We start from the raw sequence: 19,385 nt of genomic DNA on the forward strand, positions 1-19,385 counted from the left end.
GGGTTGCCACGCCGGCAGGTTGTCTGGCGCTTCCAATGCTGCGCAGGAGCATTCATGAGTATTCCGTTGTTTGATGTGAATTCGCAAGAACCCCTGTTCGATCCCGAGCAGCGACGCACCCTGGCGGAAGCGGCCCTGCGCTCGATTACGGCCTCGACGGCGCACGCCCGTGGCGACGACTTCCTGCGCATCCTCGTCAAGGACCTGGCCGAAGCGCTCGACGTGCACTATGTGATCGCCGGGCGCCTGGTGCACATGGACGATGGCAGCGAAGGCATCCGCACGCTGGCCCTGTGGGGCGGCGACGGCTACCAGCCGAATATCGAATACAGCCTGCAGCACACGCCTTGCCAGGACGTAACCTGCCAAAGCATGTGTTTTCATGGCAGCGATATCCAGCGTCGCTTTCCATTCGATAGCCTGCTGGTCGACATGCGGGCGGAAAGCTATGTCGGCATGCCGCTGATCGATACCGATGGCAAGACCCTGGGCATCCTGTCGGCCATCGACACGCGTCCCATCGATGAAAACAAGCGCTTGCTGGCCTTGCTGCTGCTGTCGATCTTCTCGGCCCGCGGCGCGGCCGAGCTGCAGCACCAGGAGCGCACGCAGCAGCTGGAAGAAATCGTGCGCGTGCGTACCGAATCGCTGCTGGCGGCGCAAGCGAACCTGGTCGAGCAAGAACAGATGGCGGCCCTCGGTTCGCTGGTGGCGGGTGTCTCGCATGAAGTCAACACGCCCATCGGCGTGGCGCTGACGGCCGCGTCGAGCATGGGCAGCTATGCCGACCAGCTGGTGCAGCTGCTGGGCGGCGCCAAGGTCAGCCGCGCCGAACTGATCGACATTGCCGAATCGCTCAAAGGCGCAGCGGCCTTGATCGAGCGCAACCTGGCGCGCGCGGCCGACCTGATCGGCAATTTCAAGCAGCTGGCCGTGGACCAGGTCAGCGAATACGTGGCCGACCTGGCGCTGCACGACTATGTGCACGGCCTGGTGTCGGCGCACAGCCCCGAGCTGCGCAAGGCGGCGCTGGGCGTGGAACTCGATATCGCGCCCGATTGCCAGGTGCGCCTGGCGGCCGGCAAGCTGTCGCAAATTATCTCGAACCTGCTGATGAACAGCGCCCGCCATGGCTATCCGCAGGGTGGGCCAGGGCGCATCACGATACGCGCGCGCATCGAGGCGGACGGCGATGAGGCCGATTTGCGCTGGCTGCTGCTGGAATTTTCCGACGACGGCATCGGCCTGGCGCCGGCCGTGCGCGAACATATGTTTGAACCGTTTTTCACCACCAAGCGGGGCCAGGGCGGCTCCGGCCTGGGCATGCACATCGTCTACACCATCGTGCAGCAACTGGGCGGCCAGGTGTGCGCCATCGACTGCACTCCCGGCTGTCACATACAGATCAGGCTGCCGCTGGCCTCCACGCAGGCGTGAAAAAATCTCACTGACATAGTGCAGCGACGCTTATTCCTGGTGCATACCGTACACCATGATTGTGCAAAATAGTATTACTGAATTATAAATTGTTGTTTTCTATTCCCACGCTCAGTACATCGTTGACACCTCCCAATTCCGCGTGTTTTGATGGCTCATTAAGGTTTAGTTTTGCCAATGGCAGCTGGGCCTTTGACCGGTAGTGGCATGGCGGCTATGCATCATTCATTAAATTCGGGAAGCCCTTTGGCGCAAGCCTGAATGCGGTTTTCATAACGATAAAAATGTTAATGAGCAGATAGCCTCCCTGCACGGAGCGCCGCATGCGTAGTTCAGTGGCGCCGAGTTTACATGATAATAATGCAACATAAAACTATATCAAAGGGAGTTTGCAATGATGATGGAAACAGTCTTGTCTCGTTCTTTGCGTTTGATGTTTACGGGTAGCGCCGTCGTGGCTGGCCTGACCATGCTGGCCCAGCCAGCCATGGCACAACAGAACGATGCACCCATGCAGCGTGTTGAAGTCACCGGCTCCGCCATTAAGCGGATCGATGGTGAAACCTCGGTGCCGATCACCATTATTAAAATGGATGATCTGAAAAAACAGGGTATTACCACCATCGAGCAAGTGATGTCGAACCTGAGCGCTTCGCAGGCTTCGCAAGGCACCAGCCAGGTCGTCGGCCTGGGTACCGGCGGCGCGTCGTTCGCCGACTTGCGCGGTATTGGCGCGAACAAGACTCTCGTCTTGCTGAATGGCCGGCGCATGGCCAACAATGCGCTCGACAGCTCGGCGCCCGACTTGAACATGATCCCGTTTGCCGCGCTCGAACGCGTCGAAGTGTTGCGCGATGGCGCGTCGTCGCTGTACGGCAGCGATGCCGTCGGTGGCGTGATTAACTTCATCACGCGCAAGGACTTCCAAGGCGGCATCGTCAGCATCGGTGGCGACATGCCGGAACAATCGGGTGGCTTCTCCAAGAATGCGAATGTCGGTTTCGGCTATGGCGATCTGGATAAAGATGGCTTTAATATTTTCGGTATGCTCGATACCCAGAGCCAGCGTGCCATTACCGGTACCCAGCGCAATTACAACAAGCGCTATCCAGGTGGCATTTCGCCTACCACCAGTCCCGCCAATTACTATCAGGACGACCTGACCGGCAATCCGACCGCGCCTAGCTGCGCTGCGGGTACCTTCCTGGTACCTGGTGGCGATGGTCTCAGCTGCAATATGTCGACCTCGAACTTCGTCGACTATGTACCGAAAAGCAAGCGCACGACTGGCTTGCTCAAAGGCGTCTTGAAGCTGAACGCGAATCACGAGATCAGCCTTGAATACCTGAACAGCGAAAGCAAGGTCTACAGCGCCATCGCCCCTGTACCGTATGGTGGCCTGCGCCAGAACCGCACGCGCCTCGATGGCTCGCCGAATCCGTTCTACCCGGGCAATGGCAATTTCACGCCGAACATTCCGCTCGATGCCAACTACGTCGATCCCAACTTCATGCCTGCAGGCGTCAATCCTGGCTTCGTGAACGTCAAATGGCGCGATTTGCCGAACGGTTCGCGCGCTGATGAAAATATCAACAAGCAACAGCGTTTCGTCGCTGGCTTGAATGGCAACCTCGCTGGCTGGGATTACAACGCGGCGCTGACCTTCAATGAAAACAAGGTCGCTGTGAATCTGATGGGGTACAGTGACGGCGGCATTATCACGAAGGGTGTCTTGAACGGCATCATCAACCCATTTGGCGAGCAAGATGCGGCCGGCATGGCCTTGATTCAAAGTGCTGCTTTGAACGGTAATGTCCGCAATGCCAAGGGAACGACCAAGGTCGCCGACTTCAATGCAAGCCGCGAGCTCGGTGACTGGCTGGGCGCTGGCCGTGCTGCCGCTCTGGCCGTGGGTGCGCAAGCGGGACATGAGAAATTCCTCAGCACCGCCAATTCGGAATATGCGGCCAAGGTCGTTGCCAGTACCGGCATCGATCCGAACACGCATGATGAAGGTTCGCGCACCACGCAAGCCGTGTACGCCGAGTTGAACGTGCCTATCCTCAAGACACTGGACGTGACCGCCGCCGTGCGCTATGACCGTTACAGCGACTTCGGCAATACAACCAATCCGAAAGTGGCGTTCCGCTTCCAGCCGACAAAAGAAGTGCTGTTCCGCGGTTCGTATTCGACCGGTTTCCGCGCGCCATCGCTGTATGAGATCAATTCTTCGCAAACGTACACCAATACCAGTCAGCGTGATGATCCGATCAATTGCCCTGGCGGCAAGCCATTGCCAGGCAAACCCAAGGCAACGAATTGCGAACAGCAATTCCAGGCCTTGTTTGGTGGTAATAAAAAGCTGTCGCCTGAAGAGTCGCGCAACATCACCGTGGGTGTCGTACTCGAACCGGTCGCCAACCTGAGCATTGGTATCGATTACTGGGATATCAAGCTCGACCATTCGATCGGTGCCCTGCAGGAAGACGATGTGTTTGGCGACCCGGTTACCTACGCTGCCGTGTACCACCGCACGGCCAACGGCAACCTGGCTACCGACGGTTCACAATGCCCGAATCCGGCCACCTGCGGCTATGTCGACCTGCGTACCCAGAACCTGGGTGGCGTGAAGACCCGCGGCCTCGACTTGAGCGTCAACTACCGTTTGCGCACCAGCGACTTCGGCACTTTCGCCCTGATCACCAACAGCACTTACGTCAACAAGTACGAGTATCAAAGTGCCGAAGGCGGTAAATGGAAGCAGAACGTCGGCGTCTTCTCCGGCTCCGGTCCGATCTTCCGCTGGCAGCACACGGCTAGCGTGAACTGGAACAGCGGTATTTTCAGTGCCGGCATGTCGGGTCATTACAAGTCTGGCTACCTGGACCAGGATGAAGAGAACAAAGTGGCGTCCTACACCACCTTTGACGCTTTCGGAACGGTTGCTGCCACCAAGAACGTGACCCTGACCGTCGGCGTGCGCAATCTGTTCGACCGCGAACCGCCACTGAGCTATCAAACCAACACTTTCCAGGCTGGCTATGATCCACGTTACGCGGACGCCATTGGCCGTACCGTGTATCTGCGCGGCAGTTATACCTTCTAAGTCTGTTGCAGGCTGAAAGCTAAAACGCCCGGGTGAAAACCCGGGCGTTTTTTTTGCCTGGCCGTGTGGCACGGCAGCCGTTGCTTATTTTCCGCGCGCCGCCATCGACAGCGCAACCGCCTCTGCCACCTTGATGCCATCGACGGCCGCCGACAGGATGCCGCCCGCATAGCCGGCGCCTTCGCCTGCGGGGAACAGGCCCCGCGTATTCAGGCTTTGCAGGTTGTCGTCGCGGCGCTTGATGCGGATCGGCGAGGAAGTGCGCGTTTCCACGCCCGTCAGCACGGCGTCGGCCTTGTAGTAGCCCTTGATCTGCTTGTTGAATGCCGGAAACGCTTCACGCATGGCCGTGATTGCGTACTCGGGCAGGGCCGGCGCCAGATCCGTCAAGTGCACTGCCGGCTTGTACGAAGGAATCACACTGCCGAACTCCGTCGAGGCGCGGCCCGCCACGAAGTCGCCCACCAATTGGCCTGGCGCATCGTAGTTGCCGCCGCCCAGGGAAAATGCACGCTCTTCCAGGTCGCGCTGCAGGGCGATGCCGGCCAGCGGGTCGCCCGGATAGTCGGCCGGCGTGATGCCGACGACGATGGCGCTGTTGGCGTTGCGCTCGTTGCGCGAGTACTGGCTCATGCCGTTCGTCACCAGGCGGCCTGGCTCCGAGGCGGCAGCCACCACCGTGCCGCCCGGGCACATGCAGAAGCTGTAGACGGAGCGGCCATTGCTGGCGTGGTGCACCAGCTTGTAGTCGGCCGCCCCCAGAATCGGGTGGCCGGCGCTGGGGCCGAAGCGGCAGCTGTCGATCAAGGATTGCGGGTGTTCCACGCGGAAACCGATCGAGAACGGCTTGGCTTCGATGTACACGCCGCGGCGGTGCAGCATCTCGAAGGTGTCGCGTGCGCTGTGGCCGATGGCCAGCACCACGTGGTTGCTGGCGATGGTCTCGCCATTGTCCAGAACCACGCCGCGTACCTGGCCGCCGTCGGCACCCGGCACGATGTCGAGATCGACCACTTTGCTGCTGAAGCGGTATTCGCCGCCCAGTTGTTCGATATTGGCGCGCATTTCTTCCACCATCTTGACCAGGCGGAAGGTGCCGATGTGGGGCTTGCTCACATACATGATTTCCTCGGGCGCGCCGGCCTTGACGAATTCCGTCAATACCTTGCGGCCATAGTGCTTGGGATCCTTGATCTGGCTATACAGCTTGCCGTCCGAGAAGGTGCCAGCGCCGCCTTCGCCGAACTGCACGTTCGATTCCGGGTTCAGTTCGCGCTTGCGCCAGAAGCCGAAGGTGTCGACCGTGCGTTCGCGCACCTGCTTGCCGCGTTCCAGGATGAGGGGGCGCAAGCCCATCTGCGCCAGGATCAGCGCCACGAACAGGCCGCATGGCCCCGTGCCGATGACGATGGGACGCGCTTCATACGTGTGGCCGGCCAGCTGTTCGCCGCCGGCGACGAATTTGTAGTCGGTGTCGGGCGCGGGCATCAGGTGGATATCGTGGCCCAGGCGCGCCAGCACGGCCGCTTCATTCTTGACGTCCACATGCAGCGAGTAAATCAACACCACGGCGCTGCGCTTGCGCGCGTCATAGCTGCGCTTGAAGACAGTAAAGCCGAGCAGCTCTTCCGCGGCAATGCCGAGGCGCGCCAGGATGGCGGCAGGCAGGGCTGCATCGTCGTGTTCGAGGGGGAGTTTTACTTCGTTGAGTCGCAACATAATATCTGTCTATATAAATGGCCGGGCTCCGTATCTAGCGGAGAGTCTGTGAGGCAGCGCATGCGCGCTACCATCAAGCCGCCATTTTACCTGCAGCTGGCGTTTTTTTGAGAAGACCGGGCCTGGGTCGCTTGGGCTGCGGTGCGGCGGGGTAGTGGTGCAAGCATGCCGTGAAGGCCGCCGGGCGCAGTGCCAACAGAAATATAACGGGAAGCATAACGTGACTTAAGGCAGCCGCAAGCGACTACGGCGCGCCGCATCCGGTATGCGCAGGCGTACGAACCGGCTCGCGTCAAGCACCGCAGATGGACAAGCACAGGAATGCAGGAGGGAATCATCCGGAAGCGTACCAAAACCGTGGCGCGCACCGATGAAAAGCATTTTGTATCTTATAACCGGCGTAGCAGTTTTATTTTTTGAGAAATGATCAGGCGAGATACATCAGCCGGTGTATTGAGATTTACTCGGTTATATTTGGGCAGGACGTGGCTATCTTTTATTCCTGAAAATATAATTTATCTTTGGAATAAAAATGGAGCGCGGATTGTTTTAAAAAAAAGCAATTTGCATTTGGGTGCGCATGAATATCTGTATTCATGGCCGAGCGTGCAGATGAGGAGAAGCTTTTTATTTACCCCTGCATCATATAATGAAAAAATGAGATTGTGACGGATTTAACTTCCATTGTTGTGTTTTTGCAACTCTTGGCCGTTATCCCATGCCTCTGGCGCAAAAAAATCGCATCCATGCAAAGTCGCGATTGGAAAAACACTGTTTTTTTCTGGCGTTGCACCATTTTTGTGCGTTTGATTTAAGCGAGAACGTGGGGATTTGATGCTTTTGCTGGTAGTTGCAGGTGGTTTGCGTACCATTCCCTATTTTTCCGTACGCCAGGCAAGCGTCGACAGCGCACTGCAATGCAGCAGCCGAGTTCGTATCAGTCCGACTATTGCTCACGCCTGGTGCATCCGGTATTGCTATCGAGCACTACATGCTCTTTTTTCTACGGGAAACAGGAAATGCTTAGAGGAAAAGTGTTGTTTCTTTGATGAATCCATTTTCAACGATTATTGACAGTGCCGCTTTGGAAATGGTTTGATGATGAGATGTCATAGCAATCTTGCTGACTCGCTCATAAAGCGATAAACGGTTGGGCACATGGCCGACAGCACCAGGTTAAGAAAGACATTAGACATACTTGCTATGTCTACAAGAGCCTGACTAGATCAGTAGGTATAGTATTTTCAAATCGGAGAACTTATGCATCAACGCACTAAAATTGCTGTAGCAGTGGCAATGGCATTGAACTCGCTGACCGTGTTTGCCCAGGCACAAGCTGAAGCTGAAGCACCGCAGCGCGTGGAGATTACCGGCTCGCGTATCCGCCAGGTCGATCTCGAGACCGCTCAACCTGTTCTGAAAATGACGGCGCAACAGATCCAGGCGACCGGTCTGGTTACCGTAGGCGATGTTTTGAATCAACTGACTTCGGCCGGCCCTCCAGCGTTCAGCAAGGGCTCGACGCTGACGTCGAACCGCGAGCAAGGCGGCCAGTACATCGATATGCGCGGCCTCGGTTCGCAGCGCCTGCTGGTGTTGGTCAACGGCAAGCGCTGGACTACCACCGTTGCTGGCTACACCGACATGTCGACGGTACCGACCTCCATGATCGAACGCATCGATATCCTGAAAGATGGCGCATCGTCCATCTACGGTTCCGACGCGATCGCTGGTGTTGTTAATATCATTCTGAAAAAATCCATGCAAGGCGCCAACCTGAGCGTCTACCACGGCCAGAACGACAAGGGCGACGGCAAGAATTCGGACTACAGCTTCTCGTATGGCGCCGGTGATGAAAAAGCCTCGCTGATGTTCGGCCTGTCGCATACGACGTCGGGCGTGGTCTGGTCGAAGGACCGTGAAGCCACGCGGACCACGTACGGCCCGAATCATCCAACGAATGGTCTGGGTGTAGGTGAGTGGGGTCGTTACCGTCAAGTCAGCGCCAGCGGCGCTGCGACGGGCGTCAACCAATACCTGAACCACACCGGCACGTGGCAGAACCCGAACGGTGTTGGCCAGGATTCGCGCAATCCGCTGAACTACCATGTGTACCCAGCTGCCGCTCCTAGCCCTGACGACCTGTACAACTCGACGCAGCAAATGATGTTCGAATCGCCGAACGCGCTGACGACGATGTTTACCAAAGGTACGTTCGATCTGCCGATGGGCATTCGTTTTGCCAGCACGGCCATGTTCTCCGAGCGCAATTCCAGCCGCCAGAACGCGGGTTACCCTGTCAACAGCCTGAGCCAATCCAAGTATCCTGTCTATCTGGACAAGAACAGCTACTACAACCCGATCGGCGCTTCCGTCACAGGCGGCACGGGCGCGGATGCATTCTTCTACCGCCGCATGGTCGAAATGCCGCGCGTTACTGAGAGCAAGAACCAGACCGTGCACATTGATGCATCGCTGGAAGGCGACTTCACCTTGCGCGGTCTGCCATGGAGCTGGAGCACGGGCTACAACCACAATTCCGTAACCGGCCTGTCGTCGAGCACTGGTAACCAGAACCTGATCAACCTGAAAAAGGCTCTGGGTCCATCGTTCCTGAACTCCAGCGGCGTGGTGCAGTGCGGTACCGCTGCCAGCCCGATTTCGCTGGCAGAGTGCACCCCCTTCAATATCCTGGGCGGCCCATCTGCCTCGACCCCGGCAGCGCTGAAATACATCACGGCCAATGGTCAGGCAACGTACGGTAGCACGGTCAACAGCATTACCGCCGATGTCAGCGGTGAACTGCTGACCCTGCCGGCAGGCGCCCTGGGCGTTGCCGGTGGTCTGGAGCGTCGTGAAGTGCGCGGCTATGACATCCCGGATCAATTCGCGCAGTCGAACCTGACGACCGACCTGGCTGGCAATGCCACCTATGGCCGCTACACCGTCAAGGAAATGTACCTGGAAGCGAACGTGCCTTTGTTGAAAGACGCGCCATTCGCAAAACTGTTGTCGATCGACCTGGCTACCCGCTATTCGGACTACAGCAACTTCGGCACGACCACCAACAGCAAAGCCAGCTTCATGTGGAAACCGGTCAACGACCTGTTGACACGTGGTACCTGGGCTGAAGGTTTCCGCGCACCATCGCTGAACGATACCTTCGGCGGCGGTTCGCAGTCGTACGACAGCTACCTGGACATTTGTGACAGCAAGTATGGTCAAACGGCCAATCCGACGATCGCTGGCAATTGCTCCAGACTTGGTGTCCCTGCTAACTTCCGTCAGCGTAATGCTACCGGTGGTGAAGTGACGGCTGCAGCACAAACGCCAGTTCCATTCAACACGGGCGCTGGCAACAACAGCCTGAAACCAGAAACGGCGAAGACGAAAACCCTGGGTCTGGTGTACAACCCATCGTTCGTGCCTGGCCTGAGCGGTACCCTGGACTGGTTCAAGATCACCATCGAAAACCGCATCACGGCAGTTGGCGTGGCATACACCCTGAGTCAGTGCTATCTGTACAACGTCTCCGAGTTCTGCAACAACGTGACGCGTGATACGACTGGTCAGATCGTCGGCCTGAGCCGCGGCAATACCAACCTGGGTACCATGGAAACCGAAGGCGTCGATATCGGCCTGTCCTACCGTCTGCCTCGTACGGCATACGGCCAGTTCGTTGTCAATTCGCAATCGACCTGGGTGAAATCGTTCCTGACCAAGAGCAGCGCGACTGCCGATTGGTACGATTCGAACGGTGAGTGGGGTTCGCCACGCCTGAAGTCGAACCTGACATTGGACTGGAGCCTGGGTAACTGGAGCGCAACGGTCACGTCGCGTTACACTTCCGGCACCAAGGCTGCTTGCGCGTTCGGCGCGAACATCGAGTGCTCGAACCCAGTATCGCCAACTGGCGCTTACAACAAGATCGGCGCCTATGTTTATACCGACCTGAGCGTTGCTTACGCAACTCCATGGAAAGGCCGCATCATGGTAGGCGCGAACAACGTGTTCGACAAGGCTCCAACCGTCAACTACAGCGCCAACAGCAACTACTCTGGCCCGTCGTCGTCGTCGTCGGTAGATCCTAACCTGCCTATCGACCGTTTCGTGTACGTACGCTACAACCAGTCGTTCTAATCTGAGGCTCCGCAAGGAGCATCTGATGAACGTTTGAATAAGGTCCGCCAGGATTCCCTGGTGGACCTTTTTGCTTTCTACGTCCGTTGCCGGACGCATCTGCAACTCCATATTGCAAATTGGCGGGACGTCGCTGCTACGTCGAGCCACTGGCGCAGCGCGGATCCGTGTGTTGTGGGCGAAACCTCGCTACATCCCACCCCACAATGCACTCAGCGTCGCCAGCGCCGTCAATCCCGCCGTTTCCGTGCGCAGGATGCGCGGCCCCATCGCCAAGCCGATGGCGCCAGCCGCGATGGCGGCTTTTTCTTCCGCCTCGGTAAACCCGCCTTCCGGCCCCACCATCACGGTGATCGCTTGTGGCGGCTGGTGACGCGCCCAGTCGGCCAGCGACTGCTCCGCGCGCGGCGTCAAAATGATGCACTTATGCAGATCTTGCTGGCTGCTCCAGCTACTAAAATCCTGCAATGGCGCCAGCTGGGCCAGTCGGTTGCGGCCGCATTGTTCCGATGCGGAGACGATGATGCCTTGCCAATGCGCGAGCTTTTTCTCGGCCCGCTCGCTCGACAAGCGCACCACGCAGCGCTGCGCCGCCAGCGGCACGATGCCCGCCGCGCCCAGTTCGATGGCTTTTTCGATGATCCAGTCCATTTTCGATGCTTCCGGCAGCGCTTGGGCCAGGGTCACGGCATACGGCAGTTCCGCTTCGCGCGCCACGTGCGCCTGTATTTCCGCCGTCACGCTGCGCTTGGCGACCGCCACCAGGCTGGCCTGCACTTCGCCGCCTTCGCCATTGAACAGGGTGATGACGTCGCCCGGCGCCAGGCGCACGACCTGGATATGGTGGGCGACAGCCTCCGGCAGGGAGACGGTGGCGCCGGCGACGAGCGGCTGGGGGCAGAAAAAACGCGGCATGCAAATCCTCAACGGGGGTAAGTGGGGTGGAAAGACGTCAAAGTATAGCCATTTGGCGGGCCAGTACGCCGCAATTCTAATTTGCAGCCCCCCAGTCTGGTAAAATAGTTGACTACATAAAGCAGCCGGCCTGGGTTCTTTCTTGTCCGTGCTGTTGCAAACGAATCCCAAACTCGCGACTGACCCACACCATCATGACAACTACGCTCCCGACTACCAAAATGGCCAATGCGATCCGCGCACTGGCAATGGACGCTGTACAAAAGGCCAACTCCGGCCATCCAGGCATGCCGATGGGCATGGCCGAGATCGCAGTTGCCCTGTGGAGTGGTCACTATCGCCACAATCCCGCGAATCCAAAATGGCAGAACCGCGACCGTTTCCTGTTGTCGAACGGCCACGGCTCCATGCTGCACTACGCGCTGCTGCACCTGACCGGTTACGACCTGTCGATGGATGACATCAAGGCCTTCCGCCAGATGCATTCGAAAACCCCGGGCCATCCGGAAGTCGATGTCACGCCAGGCGTGGAAACGACCACTGGTCCGCTGGGCCAGGGCATCGCCAACGCCGTCGGCATGGCCCTGTCGGAGCAATTGCTGGCCGCTGAATTCAACAAGCCTGGCCACGACATCGTCAATCACTACACGTATGCTTTCCTGGGCGACGGTTGCCTGATGGAAGGTATTTCGCACGAAGTGTGCGCGCTGGCCGGCACCCTTGGCCTGAACAAGCTGATCGCCCTGTACGATGACAACGGCATTTCCATCGACGGCAAAGTCGAAGGCTGGTTCACGGACGACACCCCGGCCCGCTTCGAAGCGTACGGCTGGAACGTCATCCGCGCTGTCGACGGTCACGATGTTGCCGCCGTGGCTGCCGCCATCGCCGCCGCCAAGACCGCCAGCAAGCCAACCTTGATTTGCTGCAAGACCATCATCGGCAAGGGTTCGCCGAACCTGCAAGGCGGCGACAAGGTCCACGGCGCCGCGCTGGGCGACAAGGAAATCGCTGCCGTGCGCGAATACATCGGCTGGGATGCCGCACCGTTCGAGATGCCGGCCGACGTGTACGCCGCCTGGGATGCCAAGAAACAAGGCGCCCTGCTGGAAGCGGACTGGAACGAGCGCTTCGCCGCCTACACCCGCGAATTCCCGCAGCAAGCCGCTGAACTGACCCGCCGCATGCAGGGCGAGTTGCCGCAGGCATTCGAAGCGGCCTTGAGCGCCGCCATCGCTTCCTGCGTGGAAAAGAAAGAAAACATCGCCACCCGCAAGGCCAGCCAGAACGCCATCCAGGCACTGGCGTCGTCGCTGCCGGAATTCCTCGGCGGCTCGGCCGACCTGACCGGTTCGAACCTGACCAACTGGAAAGAGTGCGTGGCCGTGCGTTCGGGCCAGCCAGGCAACCACATCAACTACGGCGTGCGCGAATTCGGCATGAGCGCCATCATGAACGGCATCACCTTGCACGGCGGCTACATCCCGTTCGGCGCCACGTTCCTGACGTTCTCCGACTACAGCCGCAATGCCCTGCGCATGGCCGCGCTGATGAAACTGCGTTCGATCTTCGTGTTCACCCACGATTCGATCGGCCTGGGCGAAGACGGCCCGACGCACCAATCGGTCGAGCACGTCTCGTCGATGCGTCTGATCCCGAACCTGGACAACTGGCGTCCATGCGATACCGTCGAGTCGGCTGCTGCCTGGGGCGCCGCCGTGCGCCGCAAGGATGGCCCGTCGACCCTGATCTTCTCGCGCCAGAACCTGCCGTACCAGGAGCGTTCCAGCGAGCAAATTGAAAATATCTACCGCGGCGGCTATGTGCTGAACGACGTGGCGGACGCCAAGGCGATCCTGATCGCTACCGGTTCCGAAGTGGAACTGGCTGTCGCTGCCGCCAGCGCGCTGGCCTCGGAAGGCATCGCTGTGCGCGTGGTGTCGATGCCATCGACCGACGTGTATGATCGCCAGGACGCCGCCTACAAGGCCAGCGTACTGACCAAGGGCGTGCCGCGCGTGGCCATCGAAGCGGGCGTGACCAGCTTCTGGTACAAATACGTGGGCCTGGAAGGCGCCGTGGTCGGTATCGACACGTTCGGCGAATCGGCGCCTGCCGGCGTGCTGTTCAAGCATTTCGGTTTCACGGTCGAGAACGTTGTCGCCAAGGTGAAAGCCGTTATCGCTGGCTAATATTGATTTTTAACGGTCCTGGCGATGTGCTCGCCGGGGGCGTGCATGTACCTTCTTTTTTAATCAGGAGCAGAGTATGACGATCAAAGTTGCAATCAATGGCTACGGCCGCATCGGCCGTAATGTGTTGCGCGCTTTCTACGAAGGCGGCAAGAAACAGGATATCCAGATCGTTGCCATCAACGACCTGGGCGATGCCAAATCGAACGCCCACCTGACCCGCTACGACACCGCGCACGGCAAGTTCCCGGGCACGGTCACCGTCGAAGGCGACAACATGATCGTCAATGGCGATCCGATCCGCGTGTTTGCACAGCGCAATCCTGCTGAAATCCCATGGGGCGAGTTGGGCGTGGACGTCGTGCTGGAATGCACGGGTTTCTTCACCACCAAAGAGAAAGCTTCGGCTCACTTGAAGGGCGGCGCGAAAAAAGTCATCATCTCGGCACCAGGCGGCAAGGACGTCGATGCAACCGTCGTGTTCGGCGTCAACCACTCGGTACTGAAATCGACCGACACCGTCATCTCGAACGCATCGTGCACCACCAACTGCCTGGCACCGCTGGTCAAGCCACTCAACGACGCCATCGGCATCGAAACGGGCCTGATGACCACCGTGCACGCCTACACCAATGACCAGGTGCTGTCCGACGTGATGCATGAAGACCTGCGCCGCGCCCGTTCGGCCACCATGAGCATGATCCCGACCAAGACGGGTGCTGCTGCCGCCGTTGGTCTGGTGTTGCCTGAGCTGAATGGCAAGCTGGACGGCTTCGCCATCCGCGTGCCGACCATCAACGTGTCGCTGGTCGACCTGACCTTCATCGCCAAGCGCGATACCACCGTGGAAGAAGTCAACGCGCTGATGAAGGCCGCGTCGGAAGGCGCCCTGGAAGGCATCCTGACGTACCAGACCGAACCGCTGGTATCGATCGATTTCAACCACAACCCGGCTTCGTCGAACTTCGATTCGACCCTGACCAAGGTCTCGGGCCGTCTGGTGAAAGTATCGTCGTGGTACGACAATGAGTGGGGTTTCTCGAACCGCATGCTCGACACCACCGTTGCACTGATGTCGGCCAAGTAATTTTTGACCGCATAAGAAAAAACGCCCTTAAGGGCGTTTTTTTCGTCTGTATGATTAAAAACGGCGTCGGTAGAAGCGCCACAGCACGCGCAAGTCGCGCAGCACGGGCACGCCGGACAGCAGGGTCAGCACGCCGGCGAGCAGGATGGTGGCGGCCGGAAAGCCGATGTGCTTGAAGGCCAGGGCGCCGCTGACGCCGCCGATGAAAAAGCAGCTGATCAAGAGGCTGTGCGTTCTCAGCTTGCCGCGGTTGACCTTGACCATCCGGTCCGGCAGGTGGCGCCGGTTGTAATACGCCATCTTGCCCAGTTCGATGCCGATATCGGTGGACAGGCCCGTCACGTGGGTGGTGCGGATGACGGCGCCCGAAATCTTGGTGATGATGGCGTTCTGCAGACCCATGACAAAGCACAGCAGCAAGATGGTGACGGGGCCCAGCACGTCGGGCATGGTGGCAAGATAATTGCCCGTCAAGCCGAACAGCAATAGCAGGGCCGCTTCCAGCAGCAGGCTGGCGGCAAACTGGCTGTGCAGCCGGCGCCGCTTGCCCCAGTTCACCATGATGGCCGTCACGGCCGCACCGCTGACAAAGGCCAGCCAGGCGCCGAGCGCGGCCAGGGCCAGCGTGATATTGCCCAGCGCCAGGTCGTCCGCCATGCCGGAAACGATGCCCGTCATGTGCGAAGTATAGCCGCCGATGGCGAGAAAGCCGCCCGCATTCACGGCGCCGGCCACCAGCGCCAGCACGCAGCCCAGTTGCAAATTGGCTTGCGTGTCGCGCGCCGCGCCGCTCAGGCGGGACAGGTAGTGCAATGGCATGGCGGTAGATTTCCTTCGTCAACGCGGCAGTGACCTCCATCATACGCCCTGCCGTGGCCGTGGAATATCTTCAAAGAAACTTTCACTGGGTGCCCGCTACTGAATGCGTACCACCTTGGGTGAGCGGGACGCCCCTTCGATGTCGAGATAGATGGCGCCCAGCATGCCGCGTACCAGAGTGGCTTTTAAATCCTTGCCGACCACCACGCCATCACTGCCGTCGACTACTTTCCAGCGCTGGCCATTGGCCAGGGTGATGGTCTGGCCCGGCTGCCAGCCCTCGAACTTGCCCGGGATATGGCTGCTCAGGCTGGCAAGCTGCGGCGCCGGCATGGCATCGATGGCACGCTTTTGCCTGCCTTCCATGCCAAATGCCTGTTTTTGCTGTTCCACGGTGGGAGGCACGGCCGCCACTGCCGGGCCGCCGACGGGCATGGCGTCATAGCAGGCCAGTCGTGCCGCACCGTCGCTCAGCGTGCGACAGCGCAAGGTTGCCGCGTCGTCGGCCTGGGCGGGGCCACAAACTGCCAGCAACAGTAATAATTTTCTCATGTCGGTTCCCCTTGTTTTCTTCTGCGGAAATGAAAACGGCGCGCCGTAGCGCACCGTTGTTGCGAGGATGGCTGGCCGTCAAGCCCGCCATCCCGTGCAGGATTACATCGTCACGCGCACGCCGACATAGTAGCGGCGGCCAATCGGGTCATACGTACCCGCGTTGGTGTTGGTGCCGGTGCTGTTGCCGGTCACGCCACTCAAGATCATTGGTGCGGATGTGTCGAAGGCATTGTCGATGCCCAGATACAGTTGCACTTGCTTCTTCACGTCGAAGGTGAGCTGGAAGTCCTGGTAGGTACGCGAGCCAACCTTGATGGAGTCGGCTGGGAGCTTGAACTGTGCCAGGTACTGATCATCCAGCGCCGAACTGCCGATGAAGGTCGTGGTGCTGCTGATGCCGAAGGTGCCCCATTTGTAGGCCAGGTTCAGGTTAGCCTTGTTCTTGGCTGCACCGATTTCGCCCGCAAACAGATCCCTTTTTTCCTTGCTCTTGTCCGCATCTTTCAGAGGAATGACGTAACCCTCTTTGACATACGTATATTGAATCTTGGCGCTCAGACGGCCTGGGCCAACCATATCGACCCAAGATGCGGTCAAGTCGACACCTTCAGTGGCCAGGCCGCCGCTGTTCGACACGGCCGAGTCAATATAGGTGAGGGCGCCGACGTTGTTGTCGCCACTGGTAGCGGCACGGCGCGTGATGAAGCTGCAGAATGCCGGGTTGCCGCCACCGTAGCATTGGCTCAGGGCATACTGGCGCGGCGTGCTGACGATGGCATCCGAGATCTTGATGTCGAAGTAGTCCGCCGTGAAGGTAAACTTGCTGAGCATCGGGATCGAACGCGGGGTAAGTACCACGCCGACGGTTGTCGAACGGCCTTGCTCGGCCTTCAGGTCAGGATTGCCGCGGTTGTAGCCACTGATGCCCTGCAAGTCCGATTGCGACTGCTTGAACGTGCCATTTGCCTGGATATTAGCCAAGACGTAAGGATTGGCGCGACATGCGTCTGCGGTTGCGCCAGGCGTGCCGGCCGTGACGCCCAGGCATGGATCGGTCAGGCCGCTTGGGAAGTCCTGGCTCGGTGGCGAATACAGTTCGTTGATGTTCGGCGCGCGGGTCGAGATCGAACGTGTGGCTCGGAACTTCACATCCGATGTCGGCGCCCATTCCAGGCCCATGTTCCAGCTGTTGGTGTGGCCGACGGTGGAGTAGTCACCGACGCGGTAGGCGGCGCGGAAGTCGAGCTGCTTCGCCAGGAACTTGTCTTTCAGCAGCGGTACCAAGGTTTCCAGGTAGGCTTCCTTGACATTGAATTTGCCGTACGTCGGCGGCGTAGCGTTGCCTGCATTCAATCCAGCTTGCGTCAGCGGATCGGGTATGCTGCTCGATTCTTCCTGGCGCCATTCGAAACCGCCGGACAGGCCGACTTTACCCGCTGGCAGCTGGAACAATTCGCCGCTCAAGTTACCACCAGCAATTTTTTGCGTGGTTGAGGTGATCAACGAACCTGGCGCCGTGACGTATTTCAATGCTTCGGGCGAAATCGTGTTGTAGCCAAAGATATTGATTGGCACGCAACCTTGCTGACGCGCGATGGCATCCGAACATTGCACGCCGCCGGCGCCGTCAGGCGTGCCAAGCAAGGCATTGCGGAAGTTTTGCACGTTCACCTGGCCGCTCGAATTCTGTGCTTCCTTGGTCTTGCCGTACGACACGAAGGCTTCATAGTTCCAGTCCATGATCGTGCCCTTCAAGCCGGTCGCCAGGCGGAAGGTATCGCGTTCCGCCGTGCTGCCGCGCGTGCCGACTTCGGACAGCCGGCGCGTGAACGAGTAATCGGGAATACCATCGCCATCGTTGTCGGTAATACGGTCATACAGGTATTGCGGAACCAGTGGATTGCGCACCACGACGCCATTGACCAGGGTGCCGGCAGGAACCTGGCCCGTATCCGGGAAAATGTCGCCAGCTTGCAGGGCGAATGGTTCGATGCGCGATGTCACCTTGGTCGACGAATACGTGCCTTCAAAGAAGGCGCTGTGATTCTCATCGAAGGCATGGGTACCATTGGTGGCAAACAGGAAACGTTCGGTCGGTACGGCGATGGTACGGAAGGCATTGCGGTTGAAGCCCGTCGCCGCCAGGGCGGCAGTGCCGTTGGTGCTCCATGGAATGACGTTGCCGGCCTTGTCGTACGTGAAATCGCCTGTGTCATGGAAGAAACGACCCTGTGGCGAGATACTCGAGTAGAACGGCGAGATGGGGGTGAAGATGTCGGCAGCTTTACCTGTGATGGCTGCTTTCGACTGGTTGTCGACATCGGTGCCATTGCGGTCACGTGAGTACACGGCACCTTGCTTGGAGTAGCCGAAATGGCCCATGACATTGCTGGCGCCGTCTGCGCTGCTGGTGCCGAAGGTGATGGCCAGTTTTTTCTTCGAATCGTCGTGGTGGTCGCTCTGGCCCAGCGATGCATCGACCAGTACTCCATTGAAGTTGCGTTTCAAGATGATGTTGACTACGCCTGCCACGGCGTCCGAGCCGTATGCGGCGGACGCGCCACCGGTCAGCAATTCCACACGTTCGATGAAGTCGGTCGGAATGGTGTTCATGTCGACCGCGGATTCGCCTGGAATGCCGGAGACAAAGCGGCGGCCGTTGACCAGCACCAGGGTGCGCGACGTGCCCAGGTTGCGCAGGTCAACCGTAGCCACGCCGACACTGGCGGTCTGGAAGTTGGAATTGGTGCGGCTGATGGTTGGCGTGCCTAATGTTGGATTTTTCAGCAACAGTTCCTGCAAGTTGGTGGCACCGGAAGCGGCGATATCGGCCGATGTCAGGATTTGCAGCGGGGATGGTGATACGGCATTTGGCGAGGTCAGACGCGAACCGGTGACTTGCACCCTGGTGACGTTTTCCTCTTGTGTCTGAGCAAATGCGGAGTGCATGGTGAGCACGATACTGCCTGCGCATATGAGCCTGACTGAACGCGCTAGAACTGTTTCATTCAACATTGTCGATTCCCTTGTGCTGTAAGTTAATAGTTATGTTTTAAGAACTTTACGACGATTGACTGTACCTAGGCACAAGTTGCAAGTCAATTTAATACTTGCAATATTTAAAGAATAACAGCAAGTTGCATTTTAATTAACTTTTGTGCGGTCGCATATATTTTCATGATGAGTAACATGAATATTCATGCAGCGGTAACTGCAATGAAAGCGCAGGCAATATTTTCGTTCACTAAAAACTCTGCCGTACCCAATCCCTGAATTTTTGTCTTGCCTGTCTAGACAATATGCGGTGAAGAGGGGGAAATGCCGTCTTCTTTTTTTCCCGGAAGGATTAAATCGGCCTTGCTCGGGAACTTTTTTTTAAATTAACTTTAATTTATTGATATTTTATTGCGGTGAT

General features: G+C 58.6%; 10 protein-coding genes. 5 read left to right on the top strand and 5 right to left on the bottom strand.

Annotated elements, in window-relative coordinates; all coding sequences use genetic code 11:
* The first annotated feature begins 54 nt into the window (after positions 1-54).
* Together CNX70_RS06520 and CNX70_RS06525 are read left to right on the top strand one after the other, a co-directional pair.
* On the top strand, positions 55-1,437 hold the full coding sequence (locus tag CNX70_RS06520) for a GAF domain-containing sensor histidine kinase (protein ID WP_096234031.1): 1,383 nt from the start codon (positions 55-57) through the stop codon (positions 1,435-1,437).
* Between the two features lie 412 nt (positions 1,438-1,849).
* Entirely contained in the window at positions 1,850-4,543 is a 2,694-nt protein-coding gene (locus tag CNX70_RS06525) for a TonB-dependent receptor (RefSeq protein ID WP_167389619.1), read from the top strand.
* Between the two features lie 84 nt (positions 4,544-4,627).
* Here the strand turns inward: CNX70_RS06525 and CNX70_RS06530 are convergent, their stop codons facing one another.
* Positions 4,628-6,262, bottom strand: coding sequence for an NAD(P)/FAD-dependent oxidoreductase (locus CNX70_RS06530; protein WP_096234033.1), 1,635 nt, complete (start codon positions 6,260-6,262; stop codon positions 4,628-4,630).
* Between the two features lie 1,296 nt (positions 6,263-7,558).
* Between CNX70_RS06530 and CNX70_RS06535 the strand changes: the two genes are divergently transcribed.
* The gene (locus CNX70_RS06535) at positions 7,559-10,402 is read left to right on the top strand and encodes a TonB-dependent receptor domain-containing protein (RefSeq protein WP_244199052.1); all 2,844 of its coding nucleotides are present in this window, start codon (positions 7,559-7,561) and stop codon (positions 10,400-10,402) included.
* Between the two features lie 189 nt (positions 10,403-10,591).
* Here the strand turns inward: CNX70_RS06535 and CNX70_RS06540 are convergent, their stop codons facing one another.
* Positions 10,592-11,317: a 16S rRNA (uracil(1498)-N(3))-methyltransferase gene (locus tag CNX70_RS06540; RefSeq protein WP_096234035.1), complete on the bottom strand. Its 726-nt coding sequence runs from the start codon at positions 11,315-11,317 to the stop codon at positions 10,592-10,594.
* Positions 11,318-11,511: 194 nt separating this feature from the next.
* Here CNX70_RS06540 and tkt point away from each other — a divergent pair, with 194 nt between their 5' ends.
* Both tkt and gap read left to right on the top strand, forming a co-directional pair.
* Positions 11,512-13,509 carry a transketolase gene (gene tkt / locus CNX70_RS06545; protein WP_096234036.1) on the top strand — a complete coding sequence of 666 codons (1,998 nt, stop codon included), beginning with the start codon at positions 11,512-11,514 and terminating at the stop codon, positions 13,507-13,509.
* A 76-nt stretch (positions 13,510-13,585) separates the two neighbouring features.
* On the top strand, positions 13,586-14,596 hold the full coding sequence (gene gap, locus CNX70_RS06550) for a type I glyceraldehyde-3-phosphate dehydrogenase (protein WP_096234037.1): 1,011 nt from the start codon (positions 13,586-13,588) through the stop codon (positions 14,594-14,596).
* Between the two features lie 54 nt (positions 14,597-14,650).
* Here the strand turns inward: gap and CNX70_RS06555 are convergent, their stop codons facing one another.
* From CNX70_RS06555 to CNX70_RS06565, 3 genes are all read right to left on the bottom strand, one after another.
* Entirely contained in the window at positions 14,651-15,415 is a 765-nt protein-coding gene (locus CNX70_RS06555) for a YoaK family protein (RefSeq protein ID WP_096234038.1), read from the bottom strand.
* A gap of 96 nt (positions 15,416-15,511) precedes the next feature.
* Entirely contained in the window at positions 15,512-15,967 is a 456-nt protein-coding gene (locus CNX70_RS06560; protein ID WP_096234039.1) for a hypothetical protein, read from the bottom strand.
* A 102-nt stretch (positions 15,968-16,069) separates the two neighbouring features.
* On the bottom strand, positions 16,070-18,919 hold the full coding sequence (locus CNX70_RS06565) for a TonB-dependent receptor domain-containing protein (protein ID WP_244199164.1): 2,850 nt from the start codon (positions 18,917-18,919) through the stop codon (positions 16,070-16,072).
* Between the last annotated feature and the right edge of the window lie 466 nt (positions 18,920-19,385).

It is taken from the genome of Janthinobacterium svalbardense, assembly GCF_002327145.1.
Taxonomy (GTDB): Bacteria; Pseudomonadota; Gammaproteobacteria; order Burkholderiales; family Burkholderiaceae_D; genus Janthinobacterium; species Janthinobacterium tructae.